The organism is Cellulosimicrobium sp. SJTW-1, assembly GCF_047716875.1.
Classification (GTDB): Bacteria; Actinomycetota; Actinomycetes; order Actinomycetales; family Cellulomonadaceae; genus Cellulosimicrobium; species Cellulosimicrobium funkei.
The window spans coordinates 218,663-235,800 of record NZ_CP136680.1 but is presented as its reverse complement, the minus strand read 5'-3'; the positions used below and the strand labels follow the sequence as shown (position 1 = coordinate 235,800).

18 protein-coding genes are annotated in these 17,138 nt (G+C 75.0%); 11 read left to right on the top strand and 7 right to left on the bottom strand.

What is annotated here, in order from left to right; translation table 11 throughout:
- Window positions 1-23 precede the first annotated feature (23 nt).
- A complete protein-coding gene (locus tag RSE42_RS01175; RefSeq protein WP_415297670.1) occupies window positions 24-1,430 on the bottom strand; it encodes a glutamate decarboxylase in 1,407 nt (468 codons plus the stop codon).
- Window positions 1,431-1,606: 176 nt separating this feature from the next.
- Here RSE42_RS01175 and RSE42_RS01170 point away from each other — a divergent pair, with 176 nt between their 5' ends.
- Complete coding sequence (locus tag RSE42_RS01170) at window positions 1,607-2,269, top strand: TetR/AcrR family transcriptional regulator (protein ID WP_170982058.1); 663 nt, start codon at window positions 1,607-1,609, stop codon at window positions 2,267-2,269.
- A 126-nt stretch (window positions 2,270-2,395) separates the two neighbouring features.
- Window positions 2,396-3,160, top strand: coding sequence for a glucose 1-dehydrogenase (locus RSE42_RS01165; protein ID WP_061269402.1), 765 nt, complete (start codon window positions 2,396-2,398; stop codon window positions 3,158-3,160).
- Between the two features lie 68 nt (window positions 3,161-3,228).
- Here RSE42_RS01165 and RSE42_RS01160 read toward each other — a convergent pair whose 3' ends face one another.
- A complete protein-coding gene (locus RSE42_RS01160) occupies window positions 3,229-3,612 on the bottom strand; it encodes a TraR/DksA family transcriptional regulator (RefSeq protein ID WP_061268358.1) in 384 nt (127 codons plus the stop codon).
- 177 nt (window positions 3,613-3,789) lie between these two features.
- Between RSE42_RS01160 and RSE42_RS01155 the strand changes: the two genes are divergently transcribed.
- From RSE42_RS01155 to RSE42_RS01130, 6 genes are all read left to right on the top strand, one after another.
- Complete coding sequence (locus tag RSE42_RS01155; RefSeq protein WP_085386821.1) at window positions 3,790-4,719, top strand: quinone oxidoreductase family protein; 930 nt, start codon at window positions 3,790-3,792, stop codon at window positions 4,717-4,719.
- A 127-nt stretch (window positions 4,720-4,846) separates the two neighbouring features.
- Window positions 4,847-5,311 carry a hypothetical protein gene (locus RSE42_RS01150; protein ID WP_034655328.1) on the top strand — a complete coding sequence of 155 codons (465 nt, stop codon included), beginning with the start codon at window positions 4,847-4,849 and terminating at the stop codon, window positions 5,309-5,311.
- A 156-nt stretch (window positions 5,312-5,467) separates the two neighbouring features.
- Window positions 5,468-5,947, top strand: coding sequence for an SRPBCC family protein (locus RSE42_RS01145; protein WP_043652166.1), 480 nt, complete (start codon window positions 5,468-5,470; stop codon window positions 5,945-5,947).
- Between the two features lie 123 nt (window positions 5,948-6,070).
- Window positions 6,071-7,315, top strand: a complete 1,245-nt coding sequence (locus RSE42_RS01140) for a sensor histidine kinase (protein WP_415297669.1) — start codon at window positions 6,071-6,073, stop codon at window positions 7,313-7,315.
- Window positions 7,312-7,977: a response regulator gene (locus RSE42_RS01135; RefSeq protein ID WP_076403946.1), complete on the top strand. Its 666-nt coding sequence runs from the start codon at window positions 7,312-7,314 to the stop codon at window positions 7,975-7,977. Before RSE42_RS01140 ends, RSE42_RS01135 begins: the two co-directional genes overlap by 4 nt.
- Before the next feature lie 151 nt (window positions 7,978-8,128).
- A complete protein-coding gene (locus RSE42_RS01130; RefSeq protein ID WP_415297668.1) occupies window positions 8,129-8,443 on the top strand; it encodes an SHOCT domain-containing protein in 315 nt (104 codons plus the stop codon).
- Between the two features lie 83 nt (window positions 8,444-8,526).
- On the opposite strand, the gene RSE42_RS01125 is transcribed toward RSE42_RS01130, so the two are convergent.
- Window positions 8,527-10,044 carry a dicarboxylate/amino acid:cation symporter gene (locus RSE42_RS01125; RefSeq protein WP_415297667.1) on the bottom strand — a complete coding sequence of 506 codons (1,518 nt, stop codon included), beginning with the start codon at window positions 10,042-10,044 and terminating at the stop codon, window positions 8,527-8,529.
- 443 nt (window positions 10,045-10,487) lie between these two features.
- On the bottom strand, window positions 10,488-12,473 hold the full coding sequence (locus RSE42_RS01120) for a penicillin-binding transpeptidase domain-containing protein (protein ID WP_415297666.1): 1,986 nt from the start codon (window positions 12,471-12,473) through the stop codon (window positions 10,488-10,490).
- A gap of 294 nt (window positions 12,474-12,767) precedes the next feature.
- Here RSE42_RS01120 and RSE42_RS01115 point away from each other — a divergent pair, with 294 nt between their 5' ends.
- From RSE42_RS01115 to RSE42_RS01105, 3 genes are read left to right on the top strand one after another with little or no spacing between them, the layout of a single operon-like run.
- Complete coding sequence (locus tag RSE42_RS01115) at window positions 12,768-13,310, top strand: hypothetical protein (protein ID WP_194216336.1); 543 nt, start codon at window positions 12,768-12,770, stop codon at window positions 13,308-13,310.
- 34 nt (window positions 13,311-13,344) lie between these two features.
- Window positions 13,345-13,857 (top strand): signal peptidase I, encoded by a 513-nt coding sequence (locus tag RSE42_RS01110; RefSeq protein ID WP_051027640.1) that lies wholly within the window; start codon window positions 13,345-13,347, stop codon window positions 13,855-13,857.
- Window positions 13,854-14,441, top strand: a complete 588-nt coding sequence (locus tag RSE42_RS01105; protein WP_415297665.1) for a hypothetical protein — start codon at window positions 13,854-13,856, stop codon at window positions 14,439-14,441. Before RSE42_RS01110 ends, RSE42_RS01105 begins: the two co-directional genes overlap by 4 nt.
- A gap of 21 nt (window positions 14,442-14,462) precedes the next feature.
- Here RSE42_RS01105 and RSE42_RS01100 read toward each other — a convergent pair whose 3' ends face one another.
- The 3 genes from RSE42_RS01100 to RSE42_RS01090 all read right to left on the bottom strand — a co-directional run bounded on the left by RSE42_RS01100 (window position 14,463) and on the right by RSE42_RS01090 (window position 17,113).
- Complete coding sequence (locus RSE42_RS01100) at window positions 14,463-15,179, bottom strand: hypothetical protein (protein WP_415297664.1); 717 nt, start codon at window positions 15,177-15,179, stop codon at window positions 14,463-14,465.
- Entirely contained in the window at window positions 15,176-16,672 is a 1,497-nt protein-coding gene (locus RSE42_RS01095; RefSeq protein ID WP_415297663.1) for a WXG100 family type VII secretion target, read from the bottom strand. The genes RSE42_RS01100 and RSE42_RS01095 overlap by 4 nt, the downstream gene beginning before the upstream one ends.
- A 150-nt stretch (window positions 16,673-16,822) precedes the next feature.
- The gene (locus tag RSE42_RS01090; protein ID WP_043652182.1) at window positions 16,823-17,113 is read right to left on the bottom strand and encodes a DUF1905 domain-containing protein; all 291 of its coding nucleotides are present in this window, start codon (window positions 17,111-17,113) and stop codon (window positions 16,823-16,825) included.
- Window positions 17,114-17,138: the final 25 nt, after the last annotated feature.

Sequence of the window (17,138 nt, the reverse complement as noted above, 5' to 3'; positions counted from 1 at the left end):
CGTCCTTCCCGCGGTCGTCCGGGTCAGTGGTGGAAGTTGGAGCGCTGGCCCTCGGTCGGCATCGGGCCGGTGAGGGCGTCGAGGAGCTCGACCTCGTCGCGCAGGTCCGCGAGGAACGCGGACGCCAGGTCGTGGCTGAAGCCGTTGCGCACGACGACGCGCTGGACGGTGAGGTCCGTGAGGTCGTCGGGCATGGGGTACGCGGGCACGAGCCAGCCCTTGGTGCGCAGCCGCTCCGACAGGTGGTAGAGGTCCCAGTTCTTCGTGTGGCCCTCGCGCAGGCGCCACGCGAACACGGGGATGTCCGAGCCGTCGTTCCACAGCTCGAACGCGGGCATCTTCGCGATCTCGCCGGACAGGTAGAGGGCGACGTCGCGCGACGTGCGCCGCACGGCCTCGTAGCCGGTGCGCCCGAGGCGCAGGAAGAGGTAGTACTGGAGGAGCACCTGCGCGCCGGGGCGCGAGAAGTTGAGCGCGAACGTCGGCATGTCCCCGCCGAGGTAGCTCACGCGGAACACGAGGTCCTCCGGCAGCGACTCCGTGTCGCGCCAGACGACCCACCCGAGGCCCGGGTAGACGAGGCCGTACTTGTGGCCCGAGGTGTTGATCGACGCGACGCGGGGGACGCGGAAGTCCCACTCGAGGTCGGGCTGGAGGAACGGGGCGACCATCGCGCCCGACGCACCGTCGACGTGGATGGGCACGTCGAGGCCGGTGGACTCCTGGATCCGGTCGAGGGCCGCGGCGATCTCCGTGACCGGCTCGTACATGCCCGTGTAGGTCACGCCCATGATGGCGACGACGCCGATCGTGTTCTCGTCCACGTACGTCTCGAGGTCGTGGCCGTCGAGGACCTTGTGGTCCTCGGAGATCGGGACGTAGCGCGCCTCGACCTCGAAGTAGTTGCAGAACTTCTCCCAGCACACCTGGACCGCGCTCGAGAGCACGAGGTTCGGGCGGTCGGTCGGCTTGCCGGCGGCGCGGCGCGCGTGCTGCCAGCGCCGCTTGAGGGCGAGACCGCCGAGCATGCACGCCTCGGACGAGCCGATGGTCGACGTCCCGATGGTGTGCTCCGGGTCGGGCGCGTGCCACAGGTCGGCGAGCATCGTCCAGCACCGCGTCTCGACGGCCGCCGTCTGCGGGTACTCGTCCTTGTCGATCATGTTCTTGTCGGCGGCCTCGAGGTACAGCCGCGCAGCGTGCTCGTCCATCCACGTGCCGACGAACGTCGCGAGGTTGAGCCGCGCGTTCCCGTCGAGCATCGCCTCGTCGTGGACGATCTGGTACGCCGTCTCCTGGAGGGACTCGTCCTCCGGGAACCGGAACTTGGGCAGGGCCGTCGCCTCCCCCGGTCTGGCGAAGATCGGGTTGAGCTCGACGACGTCGGGTTCTCCGGTGTGCCTCTCGGCCCGGCGCGTGTTCGTGACCATGTCCGCCCCCTCGGGTTGGTGTGGCCGCGGACCTGCGGCCGCTCTCTCGACGGTACGACCGTGATCCCGGGACCGCCTCTGGGCGGGTGAGATAGGCAACACCTGTTGCTTAAGTGATTGCCTCGGCGTAACGTCGAGGACGAGGCAGCGCACGGCACGACGCGGAGGAGGTGGCCGTGGACAAGCGCACCGCCCGCACCGCCGCGGCCCTGCGGACCGCGATCCTCGCGCTCGCCGCGGAGCAGGACGTCACCCGGCTCACGGTGTCCGCCGTCGCGGCCCGCGCGGGGATCAACCGCGTGACGTTCTACGACCACGCGTCGAGCCCGTCCGAGCTCCTCGCGCGCGTGCTCGGCGCCGAGCTCGACGCGATCCGCGACCGGTTCTTCGCCGACGTCCGGGCTGCCGAGACGGCCGACGACGTCGCCGCCCGCTCCCGCGAGGTCGTCGACCACTGGAGCCGCGCGCTCGTCGTGCACGTCGAGGCCCACCTCCCCGTCTACGAGCGCGCGCTGGAGGGCGGCCTCAGCGCGCCGCTGTTCCGGCTGCTCGCGAGCCACGTCACCGGCACGCTCGTCGAGCACCTGCACGCCCACCCGGGCCTCCTGCCGTCGGCCCCGGTCGGCACCCCGGCGGGAGTCCCGGCCGACCCGCCGGCCGGAGCCGCGACCACCGCGACGGCCGACGTCGCGGCGCGCGCCTTCGCGACGTACGTCGGCTTCGGCACGGTCGGCGCGCTCGAGGTGTGGCTCGCCACGCCCCCTCCCCGTGACCCCGGGCTGTTCCCGCGGGTCGCCCGAGACGCCCTGCCCGCCTGGTGGACCACGCCGTCGCCCTGACGAGCCGTCCCCTCCGCCGGTCGACCGCGGTCCCCGGCGGGCAGGTGCGCACCACCCGCGCGACGACGCCCCCGCTCACGAGGCGGGCCGACGCCGCCGTGCCCCCGCAAGGAAAGGAGCCCCACCATGGGCAGCACTCCCGGAAGGGTGCAGAACAAGGTCGCGATCGTCACCGGCGGCACCGGCGGCATGGGCGTCACGAACGCGCGCGCGCTCGTCGCCGAGGGCGCGAAGGTCGTGGTCGCGGACCTCGACGACGCGAAGGGCGAGGCGCTCGCGCGCGAGCTCGGCCCCGACGCCCGCTACGTGCACCTCGACGTGACGAGCGAGGACGAGTGGGCGGCCGCCGTCGCGGCCACGCTCGACGCGTTCGGGCGCGTCGACGTGCTCGTCAACAACGCGGGCATCGCCAACGGCGGTCCCATCACGGAGTTCGACGTCGCCGCCTGGCGCCGGATCATCGACATCAACCTCACCGGCACGTTCCTCGGGATCCGCGCGGTGTCGCCGATCATGGCGAAGGCCGGCGCGGGGTCGATCATCAACATCTCGTCGGTCGAGGGCATGCGCGGGAGCGCGGGCCTGCACGGCTACGTCGCGTCGAAGTTCGGCGTCCGCGGGCTGACGAAGTCCGTCGCGCTCGACCTCGGGCCGTACGGCGTGCGCGTCAACTCGGTGCACCCCGGGTTCATCTCGACGCCCATGACCGCGTCGCTCAACCCGGACGACCTCCTCATCCCGCTCGGCCGCCCCGCGGCGCCCGAGGAGGTCTCGCGCATGATCGTCTTCCTCGCGAGCGACGAGGCGTCGTACTCGACGGGCTCGGAGTTCGTCGTGGACGGCGGCCTCATCGCCGGCGTCCCGTCGAAGAAGGGCCACGGCCAGCTCTGACCCGGCCGCGGCGGGCCGGGCCGCGGCGGCCCGGTCGCGGCGGGCCCGGTCGCGGCGGGCCCGGTCGCTCAGTGCACCGCGGCCGCGCACGCGACGCAGGTCCGCGCCGTCGGGCGCGCCTCCAGGCGCCCGGCGGCGATCTGCTGTCCGCACCCCGCGCAGACGCCGTAGGTCCCCGCGTCAAGGCGCGCGAGGGCGGCGTCGACCTCCTCGACCCGCGCGGCCGCGTCGCGCGCGAGCGCGTCCACCTGGGCGCGCTCGAACGCGATCGTCGCGCCGTCGGGGTCGTGCTCGTCGTCCGCGTTGGAGTCGCGCGACGCCTCGACGATGCCCGCGACGTCGGCACGCAGCGCCCGCAGGCGCTCCGACGCCTCCGTGCGCACGGCGAGCAGCCGCTCGCGCGCGGGCCGCGGGTCGAGCGGGTGGCCGGGGTCCTCGGGTGGTGTCGTCATCACCCTCCCCAACGCTCGGGACGGGGTGAAACCGTCCCGGACGGGTACTCCTGCCCACGTCCGCCGCATGACAGCGGCGGTCCGCGATGGAAGAGTGGAACCGCCCGGCCACCCCGGGGCCACCGCGCGGACTCGCCCTCGCGGTGGGCGACCGACGGCGAGACCACGGGGGTCGGCATGAGCACGGTCGTCGTCTTCGAGGAGTTCGGCGGGCCCGAGGGCCTGCGGGTCGACGACGAGGAGGTCGGCGCTCCCGGCCCCGGCCAGGTGCGCGTCGCGAACCGCGTCGTCGGCGTCAACCCCGCGGACCTCAAGCGGCTCGCCGGCGCGTTCGGTGGCCGCGTCCCCGGCGTGCTGGGGTTCGAGGCGGCCGGGGTGGTCGACGCCGTCGGGCCCGACGTCCCGGACCTCGCCCCCGGCGACGAGGTCGTGTGGCACGGCACGGGCGCGCAGCGGGAGCTCTCGCTCGTCCGCGCCGACCACGTGCGGCGCAAGCCGTCGTCCGTCCCGTTCGACCAGGCCGCGGTCCTGCCCGTCGCGGCGGCGACCGCGTTCTCCGCGCTCGTCCAGGCCGACACGGGCGAGGGGGACGTCGTGCTCGTGCACGGCGCGAGCGGTGGCGTCGGGTCCGCCGCGGTGCAGATCGCCACCGCGCTCGGTGCCCGCGTCGTCGGGACGGCCTCGCCCGCGAACCACGACTACGTGCGCGGCCTCGGTGCGACGCCCGTCGCGTACGGCCCGGGGCTCGTCGACGCGGTCCGCGCGCTGCCCGACGGGCTCGACGAGGTGAGCGTCGTCGTCGACCTCGTCGGCACGGAGGAGACCGTGGCCGCGACCGTCGCGCTGCTGGGCGAGCACCTCTCCCCCGCCGACGCCGACGACCCGCCGAGCGCCGTGACCGTCGTCGGGACGGACGCCTCGCGCGCCGCCGGGATCGCCGACAAGGTCGACGCGAAGGGCGCCCTCGACGAGGTGCTCGCGCTCGCGGAGGACGGGCGGCTCCGGGCGGAGATCTCGGCCCGGTTCCCGCTCGCCGAGGCCGCGGAGGCGCTCCGCCTCGTCGCCGAGGGGCACGTGCGGGGGAAGGTCGTCCTCGACGTCGTGTGACGCGGCGCGCTCCTTTGTGACGCTGAGCACAAGCTCACCGCAGGAGCCGCGGGATTCCGCGGCTCCCGCCCCGGCGCCCGCTCAATCTTCTTGCGCCCCGCGTGCGCCAGAGTGTGGAATCGTTAGCATGCGTAAGCTTCTTGCCGCCACCGCGGCGCTCTCCTGTGCCCTCCTGCTGGCGTCCTGCGCCTCGCCGACCGACCCGGCGAGCGACGACGCGGCGACCACCCCCGCGACCGAGACCACGACCGAGGCGGCCCCCGAGGTCACGCCGACCGTCGTCGCCGTCACCACGACGTGCAGCACCTTCTACGGCGGCGAGTACTCCGCCGAGCGCCTCGTCACCGAGACGACGCCGCTGCTCGCCACGCCGGACGACGAGGACGCCGCCGCCGCGATCTACACGACGCGCGAGCGCATCGCCGCGGTGCAGAACTTCGCCGACCCGGAGCTCCAGGAGAACCTCAACGGGATCAAGGCGCCCTTCGAGGCGGCCGTCCAGGGCGAGACGGTCAGCACGTCGAAGCTCCAGGAGTCGCTCGACGCGTTCCGCGCCCAGTGCGTCGAGGCCGGGTACGCGTTCGCGTCCTGACGCCACGCGCCGCGGTCCGGACGGCCCGTCCCTCGTCGAGGGGCGGGCCGTCCTCGCGTCCGGGGCCTGCTCCCGCGTCCGGGGGCACGCCGGTGCCGGGTTCGCCGCGTCCTGAGGCGGGCGGCGAGGCGCCGCCCGGCGTGGGAGCATCCGACCATGCCCGTCGTCGAGTCCTCGCTCGTGGTCCCCGTCGACCCCGCGACGGCGTTCGCCGTCTCGCAGACGACGGGCGCCGTCCGCCTGCGCTGGGACCCCTTCATCCGCCACCAGCACTTCCTCGACGGCGCGACCGCGCCCGCGAAGGGCGTGCAGACCTTCACCCGGCACCGCAGCGGGCTGTCCATGGTGAGCGAGTACGTCTCGTACAACCCGCCGACCAACGTCGGCATGCGCATGGTCCGCGGGTCGTGGTTCTTCGAGAACCTCGCGGGCGGCTGGCGCTTCGCGCCCGACCCGGGCGGCGGCACGCGCGCGACGTGGCGCTACAGCTTCCGGTGCCGGCCGCGCTGGCTCGCCCCGGTCGCCGAGCGTGTCGGGTCGTGGGTGCTCCAGCGCGACGTCGACCGGCGCATCGCCGGCTTCGCTCAGGGGTGCGCCGATCCGGTCGTGCTCGACGCGGTGCACGACGGCGCCTGACCCCCGCGCCTCCGTCCGCCGCCGCGCGGCACCCCGGGGCCACGCGCCCCGGCACCCCCGGACGACGTCGCCCGGTACCCCGGTCGGACGCGGCCCGGCCGCGCGCGGCGTAGCGTGCGACGCATGGGCCCGCTCGACCGCCGCCGCCCCCGGGCGTTCCTCGCCGTGGTGCTCGCGGTGGTCACGGTCGTCGGTTCCGTGGGCGCGACGCACGGCCAGCCCGGTGCCCGGCCGCTCGACGCGGCGGCGCTCGCGCTCCTCCTCGTGCCCCCGCTCGCCCTCGTGCTCCTCGTGCGGTGGCCGGTCGTCGCCGTCGTCGTGTCCGTGGGTGCCGCGGCCACGTTCCTCGTCGCCGGGTACGCGTGGGGCCCGGCGCTCGCCGGTCCCGTGGGCGTGCTCGTGGGGGTGCTGCTCAGCGGACCCGCGGTGCGCGCGCGCCGGGTCGCCTGGGGCGGGGCGGTGCTGCTGGCGGGTGCGGTGGTCACGGCGGCGGCGCTCCGCCCGGACGCGCCGCCCCCGGCGACGCTGCTCGGCGGGACCGCGTGGACCGTCGTCGTGCTGCTCGTCGCCGGGACGGTCCGCGACCGGTCCGCGCGCCTCGCCGCGGCCCGCGAGGCCGAGCGCCTGGCGCGCGCCGAGCGGGAGCGGACCGCCGTCGCCGACGAGCGCCTGCGGATCGCGCGCGAGGTCCACGACGTGCTCGCGCACTCGCTGTCCGCGATCACCGTCCAGGCGGGCGTCGGGCTGCACCTGCTCGACCGCGACCCCGAGCAGGCCCGCGGTGCGCTCACCGCGATCCGCGCCGCGAGCACGGAGGCGCTCGACGAGGTGCGCGCGGTGCTGGGCGCCGTGCGCGGCGACGGGGCCGACGACGGCGCGCCCCTCGCCCCGACGTGGGACCTCGCGGCGCTCCCCCGGCTCGTGCGGCAGGCAGAGGGCGGCGGCCTCGCGGTCGCGGTCGACGTCGACCCGGCCGCCGCGGGACTGCCCGACCGGCTCGCGGGCGTCGTCTACCGCGTGGTGCAGGAGTCGCTGACCAACGTGCGCCGGCACGCGCACGGCGCCACGCGGGCGGACGTGCAGGTCACGGTGCGTCCCGCCCCGCACGGCGCGGTGACCGTGACCGTGACCGACGACGGCGCGGCCCCGGGCGCGGAGCCGGAGCCGGGCTACGGCCTGCGGGGCATGCGCGAGCGCGTCGAGAGCGTCGGCGGCTCGCTCTCCGCCGGCCCGGCGCCGTCCCCCTCTGGACGTGGCTTCCGCGTGCGGGCAGTCTTTCCCTGGCCGGGCTCCCCGCCCGGACCGGGCACCCCCGGACGGTCCGACGCGGCCGACGACGCACCGCCGCAGCGCGAGGAGGCACCGTGATCGACGTCGTGCTGGCCGACGACCAGGCGCTCGTGCGGGGTGGCTTCCGCGCGCTCATCGACTCCGAGGACGACATGCGCGTCGTCGCGGAGGCCGCGACCGGCGACGACGCCGTCCGCCTCGCGCTCGAGCACCTGCCCGACGTCGTGCTCATGGACATCCGCATGCCCGGTCTCGACGGCCTGGAGGCGACGCGGCGGATCGTCGCGGACCGGGCGGCGTCGCACGTGCACGTCGTGGTGGTCACGACGTTCGAGCTCGACGAGTACGTGACCGACGCGATCCGCGGCGGCGCGAGCGGCTTCCTCGTCAAGGACACCGAGCCGGTCGACCTCGTCCGGGCGGTGCGCGTCGCCGCTCGCGGTGACGCGCTGCTCTCGCCCACCGTGACCCGGCGGCTGCTGTCGCGGGTCGCGGACGCGACGCGCGCCGTCGGGCCGGTGCGTGGTGTCGAGGAGCTCACGCCGCGCGAGCACGAGGTGCTCGTGGAGGTCGCGGGCGGGCTGTCGAACGAGGAGATCGCCGGGTCGCTCTTCCTGTCGGAGTCGACCGTGAAGACCCACGTCTCGCGGGTCATGGCGAAGCTGGGTGCGCGGGACCGGGCGCAGCTCGTCGTCGCGGCGTACGAGTCGGGCGTCGTCCGTCCGGGCTGGGCCGGCTGAGCCTCCGACCGTCGCGGCGGTACCCGGGGACGAGCGAGGTCGGCACGCCCGGGTGACGACGCGGCGTCGGGCGGGCGCGAGCCTGGGGGTGCGGCCGGCGGACGGCCGCCCTCGCCGGGAACGGCGAGGCGCACCGACACCGGAGGTCGTCATGCTCACCGCACTCACCGGGGCCGCCGGCACGCTCCCCACGGACGCCGTCGCGTCGTGGGGGCACGCCGGCTGGGGGCCCGGGCCGTGGTGGTTCGTGTTCCCCCTGCTGTGGTTCCTGCTCTTCGCGTCCGTGGTCTTCCTCGTCGCCCGCCGCGCCCGGCGCGGCTGGAGCCCGGGCGGTCCCGGCGGCTGGCGCGCCCCCGGCCCTGACCCGGTCGCGATCCTCGGCGAGCGGTACGCGCGCGGCGAGATCGACGAGCAGGAGTACCGCTCGCGCCTCGCCGTCCTCCGCGAGGGCCACCCCCACCCCTGACGCCGAGAACGACGTTGCTGCCGTCATCCCACGGACAACGGCAGCAACGTCGTGCTCGACGGCGAGGTATCGCCTGGTCGGCGTCAGGCGGAGGCGCCCACGCGCTCCTTGGTGCCCGACGGCGTGGCCTCCGCGGCCTCGGCCGGCGCCGGGGACTCCGTGGTCGTCTCGGACGACGCGTCGTCGTCCTCGTCCACGAAGAGGTCTTCGGCCGTCGCGGCCTCGTACTGCTCGAGGTCGAGGATGCCCTCGCGCTTCGCCACGATCGTGGGCACGAGCGCCTGGCCCGCGACGTTGACCGCGGTGCGGCCCATGTCGAGGATCGGGTCGATCGCGAGCAGCAGGCCCACGCCCGCGAGCGGCAGGCCCACGGTCGAGAGCGTGAGGGTCAGCATGACGATCGCGCCGGTGAGGCCCGCGGTCGCGGCGGAGCCGACGACGGACACGAACGCGATGAGCAGGTAGTCGGTGATCGACAGGTCGATGCCGAAGATCTGCGCGACGAAGATCGCCGAGATGGCCGGGTAGATCGAGGCGCAACCGTCCATCTTGGTGGTCGCGGCCAGCGGCACGGCGAACGACGCGTACTCGCTCGGCACGCCGAGGTTGCGCTCGGTGACGCGCTGCGTCACGGGCAGCGTGCCGATCGAGGAGCGCGAGACGAACGCGAGCTGGATCGCGGGCCAGGCGCCGCGGAAGTAGCTCGAGATCTTCAGGCCGTTGGTGCGCAGCAGGATCGGGTAGACGACGAACAGCACGACCGCGAGGCCGACGTAGATCGCGACGGCGAACCACGCGAGCGACGCGAGCGACGTCCAGCCGTACGCCGCGATGGCGTAGCCGATGAGGCCGGCGGTGCCGATCGGCGCGAGGCGGATGATCCACCACAGGACCTTCTGCACGATCGCGAGCGCGGAGCGGTTGAACGCGAGGAACGGGTCCGCCTTCTTGCCCGACTTGAGCGCCGCGATGCCGATGACGAGCGCGACGACGAGGATCTGCAGCACGTTGAAGCTCACGGACGTCGACGCGCCGGTGATCGCGCCGTCGTCGCCGGCCTCGAGGCTCGTCGAGGCGCCGAGGCCCAGGACGTTGCCCGGGATGAGGCCGTTGAGGAAGTCGAGCCACGTGCCGGTGCGGCCCGGCTCGGACGCCGCGTCGAGCGAGACCGACGCGCGGTTGCCCGGCTGGAACAGCAGGCCCAGGCCGATGCCCACGGCCACGGAGATCGCGGCGGTGATGGCGAACCACAGCAGCGTCTGACCGGCGAGGCGCGCGGCGTTGGTGACGGTCCGCAGGTTCGCGATCGACGCGACGATCGCGGTGAAGATCAGCGGCGGCACGACCGCCTTGAGCAGCGTGACGAACGACGAGCCGATCGTGTCGAGCGTCGTGGTGAGGCCGTTGGGGACCTCGCCGGCGGCGTCCTGCGGGCCCATGGCGAGGGCGAGGGCACCGAGCCCGACGCCGACCGCGAGACCGAGCAGGATCTGCACGCTGAACGAGGGGAAACGGCGCTTCTTCTTCGCGGGCGCGGAGGCCGGAGCCTGCTTCGCCTGCGGATCGGCCTGCGGGGAGGCCGTCGAGGGGGTCGAGGACACGAAGGACCTTTCGGGGTGACGCGGGCGCACGAGCGCCCGCTCTCGGGAGAGGGGCTCGGGACGTCGTCGCGGGGCGCCGGCAGCAGCGCGGCCCGGGCAGGGACGCAGGCACGGAGGTGGCCTGCGGCCTGACGGGGGCGCGCCACGCGCGTCAGCGGCTCAGGTCGCGAGGCGACCCGGGGTCCTGACGGGTGTGCGGAGGCGAGGAGGCGTCAGCGGCGACGGGGGGTCAGCGACACAGCGCGCTGGCGACTCGACGGAGGTCGACGTCGCGGCGCTGGGTGAGCTGCCAGGCAGGCACGCTGACGAACACGGAGGTTCTCCCGGAACGGTGGGTTCTCGCTGGACGCGGGCATACGGACGCCCGCGGCAACCGATCATACCCGCTCGTGGACAACCGTCCGGCGGCCGGACCTATTCCGGCCGCCGGAGAGCGGCGGGCGTCAGGCGTTCGGCGCGTCGAGGAACGCGTGCATGAGCGGCCCCGCCGTGACGGCGCCGCCCTCGCCCGTCTCGACGAACACGGCGACCGCGAGGTCGCCCTGCGTCGCGATCATCCACGCGTGGGACTGGCTGCCGTCGCCGTACTGCGCCGTGCCCGTCTTCGCCCCGGGCTCGCCCGGGAGGTCCTGGAGGATCGACGCCGAGCCGTCCGTGACGACGCCGCGCATCAGCTCGCGCAGCGTCGCCGCCTCCTGCTCGGTGAGGGTCGAGGCGGGCTGCTCCTCGGCGACGGTCTGCACGTCCGGGTGGACGAGGACCGGCGCCACCGTGCGCCCGGCGGCGACGCTCGCGGCGACCGTCGCCATCGCGAGGGGCGACGCCTGGACCTTGCCCTGCCCAATCATCGACGCGGCGTGCTCGGTGCCCTGCGAGTCCGTCGGGACGTCGCCGAAGAACGCGGGCGCGCCGAGCTCGGACTCGACGCCCAGCCCGAGCGAGGCGGCGGCGTCGTGCAGCGCCTGCTGCGACACGGCCTTCCGCTGCCCGATCATCGCCGTGTTGCACGAGTTCGCGAACGCCGTGCGCAGCGGCACGTCGCCGAGCGCCGCCGTCGGGTAGCCGGGCACGTTCTGGAACTCGCGCCCCTCGACGGTCAGCGTGGGCGGGCAGGAGACGGTCGTGTCCGGGGTGAGGCCCGCGCGCAGCATCGCGAGCGTCGTCGCGACCTTGAACGTCGAGCCCGGCGCGTACTGGCCCGTCGTGGCGGTCGAGAGACCCTCGCCCGCGGTCGAGCTCGCCGCCGCGAGCACGGAGCCCGTCGAGGGCTGGATCGCGACGATCGCGCTCGGCCCCTGCCCGGCGAGCAGCGCCTCGGCGGCGACCTGCATGTCCGGGCGCAGCGTCGTGCTCAGCGGCACACCGTCCACCGGCTCGACCGAGAACACCTCCGTCGGCTCCGCGTCCGCGTCCGCCTCGCCCGGCACGACCTCGATCGACAGGCCCGGCACGCCGCGGAGCTGCTCGTCGTACTGCCGCTGGAGACCGGAGATGCCGACCTGGTCGCCCGCGGCGACCGCGCCCTCCGACTCCTCGACGATCTCCGCCGTCGCCTCGCCCACGCGCCCGAGCAGGGGACGCGCGAACTCGCGCGTCGGGGCGAGGGGGATCGCGTCGTCGATGACCGCGACGCCCTCGATGCCGCGCGCCGCGTCGACGTCGACGCCCGCGGTGTCCTCCGTGCGGACGGTGATGGCCTCGACGAACGCCTTCTCCCCGGCGCCCGCGACGCGCTGCGCGTACTCCTCCGGGTCCAGCCCGACGACGCCCGCGAGCGCCCGCGCCGCGCCGTCCCACTGGGCGGAGCCCACGCGCGTCTTGTCGACGCCGATCCGGTAGACGGGACGGTCCTCGACGATGGGGACGCCGTCGGCGCCGAGGATGCCTGCACGGACCGCCGGCACGCGGCTCACCGCGAGCCGGCCGCCCTGGCCGAGCTCGGGGACGAGCACGTCCGGCTCCCACACGACGTCCCAGGTGCCCGGGCCGTCCTCGCCCTCGCCCGGCTCCGCGAACGTGAGCTCCGCCGTGGTGGTGTACTCCCAGGCCTGGTCGCCCGCGACCTCCCAGCGGTAGGCGAGCGTCGCCGTCGCGCGGTCGCCCGCGTCGTCGCCCTCCTCGTCGACGTCCACCGACTCCACCTCGACCGTGCGCTCGTACGGCGCGAGCGGCTCGAGCACCGCCTCCAGGTGGCCCTGGACGTCCTTCGCGGCGCCGTTGCGGAACTCCAGCGCGCTCACGTCGCCGGCCTGGAGGGCGTCGGCGAGCGCGTTCGCGGCGTCGGACGCCTCCGGGCGGTCGGGCGTGCACGCCGCGAGGGGCAGGGCGAGGACGGGGACGAGCGCCGCGGCCGTCGTCCAGCGGGCGGTCCTCCCGCGCCACCGGCCGTGCGTGCCGGATCGACCGTGGTCGTGCGCGACGCTGCTCACTCGTGCTCCCCTGCTCCGTACCGTTCGGGACGAGACGGACGCTACCCGACGGCACCGACGCCCCCGGCACCGACGGCCGGACCGGACCGGTTCGTCCGCCGCTTCTTCACCTCCCGCTCCTCCTCCCCGTCCCGCGGAGCCGCGGCGCGCTCCCCTTCCCCCGGACGGTCGCCCGGTGTCCGCGCAGGTGGGCTGGGGTGCGCGCGGGTGCGCGCCGCGATCCCTGGACGATCCTGCGCTTTTCCTGAGGAACAGGTGCGCCAGCGTTGAGGAGGACTCCGTACTTTTCGAGTCATGACTCTCCACACCCCCGAGACGACCCCCGCCCCGCGCCGCGACAAGCGCCGCGCCTTCGCCGCCTTCGGGCTGGCGGCCCTCGCCGTCGGCGGCATCGGGGCAGCGCTCACCAGCGCCGCCTGGACCGACAACGCGTTCTTCGCGGCGCCCGCGACGGCCGCGACCTTCGACCTCCAGGGGTCGCTGGACGGGACCACCTGGAAGGACTCGTCCGACCCCGAGGCGATCGAGCTCGTCGTGCCGTCGGACGCGCTCGCGAACCTCCTGCCCGGCCAGACGCGCACGATCGACCTGTGGGTGCGCAACGAGAGCTCGGTGAAGGCCGCGCTCACGTCCAGCGTCCGCTTCGCCTCGGGCTCGACCTTCACCACGAACCCCTCCGCCTCCGTCTCCGGCCTCGCCACGACGCTCGACGCCGCCGGCGGCACGTCCAGCGACCAGTTCCGGCTCACCGTCACGGCCCCGAGCGACTGGGCGCCGTCGAACCAGGGCGCCACCGGGACGCTCGTCGTCACGGTCTCCGCCACCGCGACGGCCTGACCGGACGCCGGACGCAGGAGGAGGAGAACCACCGATGCAGGTACTGCGGCGCGGGGCCGTCCTCGTCCTGTGGGTCCTCGCCGCCTTCGGGCTGGTGTGCGGGGCGGTGTGGGGCGCGACCGCGGCCGGCCTCATCAAGCCCCTCGTCGTGATCTCCGGCTCGATGGAGCCGGGGATCATGACGGGCGACCTCCTGGTCGCCCGGCCGGTCCCGGCGGCCGACCTGGCCGTCGGCGACGTGGTGAGCCTGCCCAGCGAGCTGACCGGCGACCTGGTGACCCACCGCGTCGAGGCCGTCGAGCAGACGGGCGACGACCGCTACACGGTCAGCATGAAGGGCGACAACAACGCCTACGCGGACGCCCTGGACTACACCGCCTCGGGCGACGTCTGGAAGCCCGCGGTCCAGCTCGCCGGCTGGGGCACCGCGATCGTGCGCATGACGACGCCCGCCGTGGCGGTCCCCCTGCTCGTCGGCCTGCTCGGCCTGCTCGGCCTCACCCTGCTCGTCCCGCCCGCACCGCGGCGCGCGCCGGTCCGCCGGTGACCGGCGCCCGGACCGGCCGGCGGGCCGACGGGGCGGCCGGTCAGCCGGCCGGCCCGACGGCCGGGCGCCGCACGCTGAGCCTGCTCCTGGCGGTCCTGACGCTCGTGACGGCGTCGTGGTGGGGCGTCGCGCACGCGGCCGTCGAGCCCACGACGGCCGCGTGGACGGACCAGGCCCGGGCCGCCGCGCCCGTCTCCGCCGGCCGGTGGCAGACGACGACGGCCGGCACGTGCGTCGCGCGTGGCGAGGGACGCACCGTCCTCTCCGGCTGCACGGTCCGCTCGATCTCGTCCGAGACGTGGGGCGAGCCGGGGAGCCAGGTCCGCAACTACTACGTGGCCTTCACGGTGCCCGCGGGCACGCGGTCGGTGTCGTTCGACGTCGACCTCCGGGCCGCGACCGGCCAGGAGACCTCGTGGCGGTGGAGCGGCGCACACGTCATCGCCGGGGGCCAGTTCACCCCGCAGCAGGGCTGGACCTGCGCGGACCTGCCGCGCGTGCGCGGGGAGGGCGCCGACTGGCAGAACCCGATCTACTTCCAGGTCGCCGAGCAGGGCGGCGGGGGCGCATCGGCCTGCCCGTGACAGGCGCCGTCGTGGCGCGCGTCAGTCCGGCGTGACCGGGCTGATCACGTACCAGAGCCGCACCGACGCGTCGCCCCCCGGCCCGGGCTCGTGGCTGATCTGCACGGACGTCTCGACGTCGCCGTTCGACCCGTTGATGCCCGTGCGGGCCCGCGTACCGCCCGAGCGCGACGCGTCGAGCGACGCGGGCAGCTCGTCGAGCCACCGGTCGACCTGCGACCGCGGGAAGCCCAGCACCTGCGCGTCGGCCACGAGCTGGTCGTGCACGGCCTGGCCGCCGGAGAGCGTGCGGAACACGTTGATCGCGCTCACGTACCCGCGCCGGGGCTGGATCGTCAGCTCCTCGGCCGTCGTCGTCCAGGTGCCGTCGGGGAGCGTCAGCTCGACCTCGGCCGCGCCGTCCGGCACCTGCACGACGGCCATCGACTCGCCCAGCCCGACGGACTCCGCGGTGATCGGCCTGCTCACGTCCCAGCGCACGGTCTCGCCCCTCTCGATGTCGTCGATCGTCGTCGTGCCCGTCGCGCCCCCGCCGCCCTCGACGACCGCCCCGCCCGACGCCGTCGGGCCTCCCGGGGCGGTCGTCCCGCCCGGTCCGGTGGCCGCGTCGTCCGGGTCGCCGAACGTCACGGTGCACCCCGCCAGCACGAGAGACCCGGCGAGCGCGCCCGCGAGCAGGACCGCGGCGACGCCGGCCCTCGGCGCCGTCCCGTGCGCGCGACGGAACCCCCGGCTCACTGGTCCACGTCCACGTCCCACTCGGTCAGTCTGTCAAGGATGCGCCCGATGCGGGCGGGGTTCGTGAGCCGGTAGTCGGCGATCCGGTCGGACACGTCGGTGCCGATGATCTGCGCCGCCTGGTCCGGGTGCTGCGTGACGAGCTGCTGGTAGGCGGGCAGCGTGTCGTTCGCGATGTACTCCCAGCGCGTCGCCTGGTCGGCGATGTTGCCGCCCGGGAGCGGGGTCTCGACCGTCACGGTCCCCTGCACGGGGTTGTCGAACGTGATGCCCGTGAACGGGATGCCGATGTTCTCGGGGCCGGGCGTCTCGACGCTCACCGTGAAGGGGTCGTGCTGCGCGTACGTGCCCGCGTCGGGGATCGACGGCTCGCCGACGAGCGTCATGAGGTACGTGAACGCCTCGCCCGTGACCGGGTGGTCGCGCATGGTCTGCCAGTCGTCGGCGATGATCTGGTTCTGCTCGCGCCACAGCAGCGCGGTGTTGCCGTCCGCGAGCGCCTGCGCGTCGCCCGCCCGGCCGGCCTCGACGTCCGCCCACGCCTGGTACGCGGCGCGGTCGATGACGCCGGCCTCGAGCAGCCGCTCCATCTCCTCCAGACCGCCGTTCAGGTACGCCTCGTGCATGACGGCCTGGTCCACGAAGATCTCGCGCTGCATCGACAGGAACTGGTTCTCGTAGAAGCCGAGCTCGGCGTCCGACATCGTCGCGATCGCCTCGAGCGCCGCCCGGTCGACGCCGGGCGGCAGCGCCCGGGCGCCGCTCGCGACGCCCTGCGCGAGCTGCCGCATCATGTCGAGGTCGAAGAACCCGGCGGCGAACGACGGCCCGATCATCGCGGCCATGCCGGCCCACTGCATCCACGGGTTGTCCAGGTAGAGCTCGCCGTAGTACGTGTAGACGCTCTCGATGATCTCCCGGTTGGCGGACGCCCCCGCGGACGGGTCCCAGTCGGCGAAGTCGAACCCCGCCTCGCCCGCGGCGACGCGCGTCCAGTGCGTGACGGCGAGCTCCGCGAACCCTGGGGAGTCGGGGTCGACGCCGAGCCGCACCATCTGGTCGTAGAGCGCCGCGACCTGCACGTCCGTCGCGTCCTCGAGCCACGCGGCGCGCTCGCCCGCGTCCATCGCGGCGTACTCGCCCGGCGTCGGCGTGGGGACGGTCTGCTGCGGCCCGCCCGGGCCGGACGTGGGTGCGCCGCCCGGGCCCGCGAGGGCGCCGCCGTCGGCGCTCGCGGACTCCTGCTGGTCGGCGTCCGTCGCGAGGCGGTCGGCCGCGGCGTCGAGGAGGCTCGCGGTGCCGGTGAGCGAGGGCCCGAGGGTGGTGGCCCACTCGCTGCGGAACTGCGCGGCGTCGGGCCCGTCCCACCGGGTCGCGGCCTCGACGACGGCCGCCACCTGCGCGCGGTGGGTCCGCAGCGCGTCGGCGCCGGAGCGCAGGCCGGACGCGAGCGCGCGCAGCGCACGGACGTCGGCGCCCCACATCCCGCTCATGCCGTCCCCTCCCGCCCCTGCGCGTCCCCTCACGCGCACGCGTCGACGCCTTCGTCCTCGACGGTCGCACGCCGACGGTACGCGGCCGGGTCGGCCGCCGCGATGGGGACAACTGCCCATGCCCGGACAGGGCAGGCGCGGCGGCGCGCCTCAGCTCAGGCGGCGCTCCAGCCGCACCACGACCGTGTCACCGACGTCCTTGCCGAGTCGCTTGCGCACGCCCGCGTTGAGCGACAGCATCAGCCCGCCCGACCCGGTCGGCATGAGCCCCACGTTGCGCAGCGCGACGTCGTCGACGGTCGCGTCCACGCGGACCGCGCGCAGCGACCCGAAGAGCTCGCGCGCCCCGGGCACCTCCACGCAGGGCCACGTGTCGCCCTTGACGTCGACGCCGACGGGCGCGGTGAACGTGTGGTCGAGGAGGACGGGCTCGAACGGCATCGGGTGCTCCGGTGGGTCGTGCGGT

What these genes read in the sequence shown, in the direction of transcription:
- RSE42_RS01115 (WP_194216336.1), top strand. Translation starts at nt 12,768, where the DNA reads ATGACTCTCCACACCCCCGAGACGACCCCCGCCCCGCGCCGCGACAAG.
- RSE42_RS01160 (WP_061268358.1), bottom strand. Translation starts at nt 3,612, where the DNA reads ATGACGACACCACCCGAGGACCCCGGCCACCCGCTCGACCCGCGGCCC.
- RSE42_RS01130 (WP_415297668.1), top strand. Translation starts at nt 8,129, where the DNA reads ATGCTCACCGCACTCACCGGGGCCGCCGGCACGCTCCCCACGGACGCC.
- RSE42_RS01150 (WP_034655328.1), top strand. Translation starts at nt 4,847, where the DNA reads ATGCGTAAGCTTCTTGCCGCCACCGCGGCGCTCTCCTGTGCCCTCCTG.
- RSE42_RS01110 (WP_051027640.1), top strand. Translation starts at nt 13,345, where the DNA reads ATGCAGGTACTGCGGCGCGGGGCCGTCCTCGTCCTGTGGGTCCTCGCC.
- RSE42_RS01175 (WP_415297670.1), bottom strand. Translation starts at nt 1,430, where the DNA reads ATGGTCACGAACACGCGCCGGGCCGAGAGGCACACCGGAGAACCCGAC.
- RSE42_RS01165 (WP_061269402.1), top strand. Translation starts at nt 2,396, where the DNA reads ATGGGCAGCACTCCCGGAAGGGTGCAGAACAAGGTCGCGATCGTCACC.
- RSE42_RS01095 (WP_415297663.1), bottom strand. Translation starts at nt 16,672, where the DNA reads ATGAGCGGGATGTGGGGCGCCGACGTCCGTGCGCTGCGCGCGCTCGCG.
- RSE42_RS01155 (WP_085386821.1), top strand. Translation starts at nt 3,790, where the DNA reads ATGAGCACGGTCGTCGTCTTCGAGGAGTTCGGCGGGCCCGAGGGCCTG.
- RSE42_RS01145 (WP_043652166.1), top strand. Translation starts at nt 5,468, where the DNA reads ATGCCCGTCGTCGAGTCCTCGCTCGTGGTCCCCGTCGACCCCGCGACG.
- RSE42_RS01140 (WP_415297669.1), top strand. Translation starts at nt 6,071, where the DNA reads ATGGGCCCGCTCGACCGCCGCCGCCCCCGGGCGTTCCTCGCCGTGGTG.
- RSE42_RS01090 (WP_043652182.1), bottom strand. Translation starts at nt 17,113, where the DNA reads ATGCCGTTCGAGCCCGTCCTCCTCGACCACACGTTCACCGCGCCCGTC.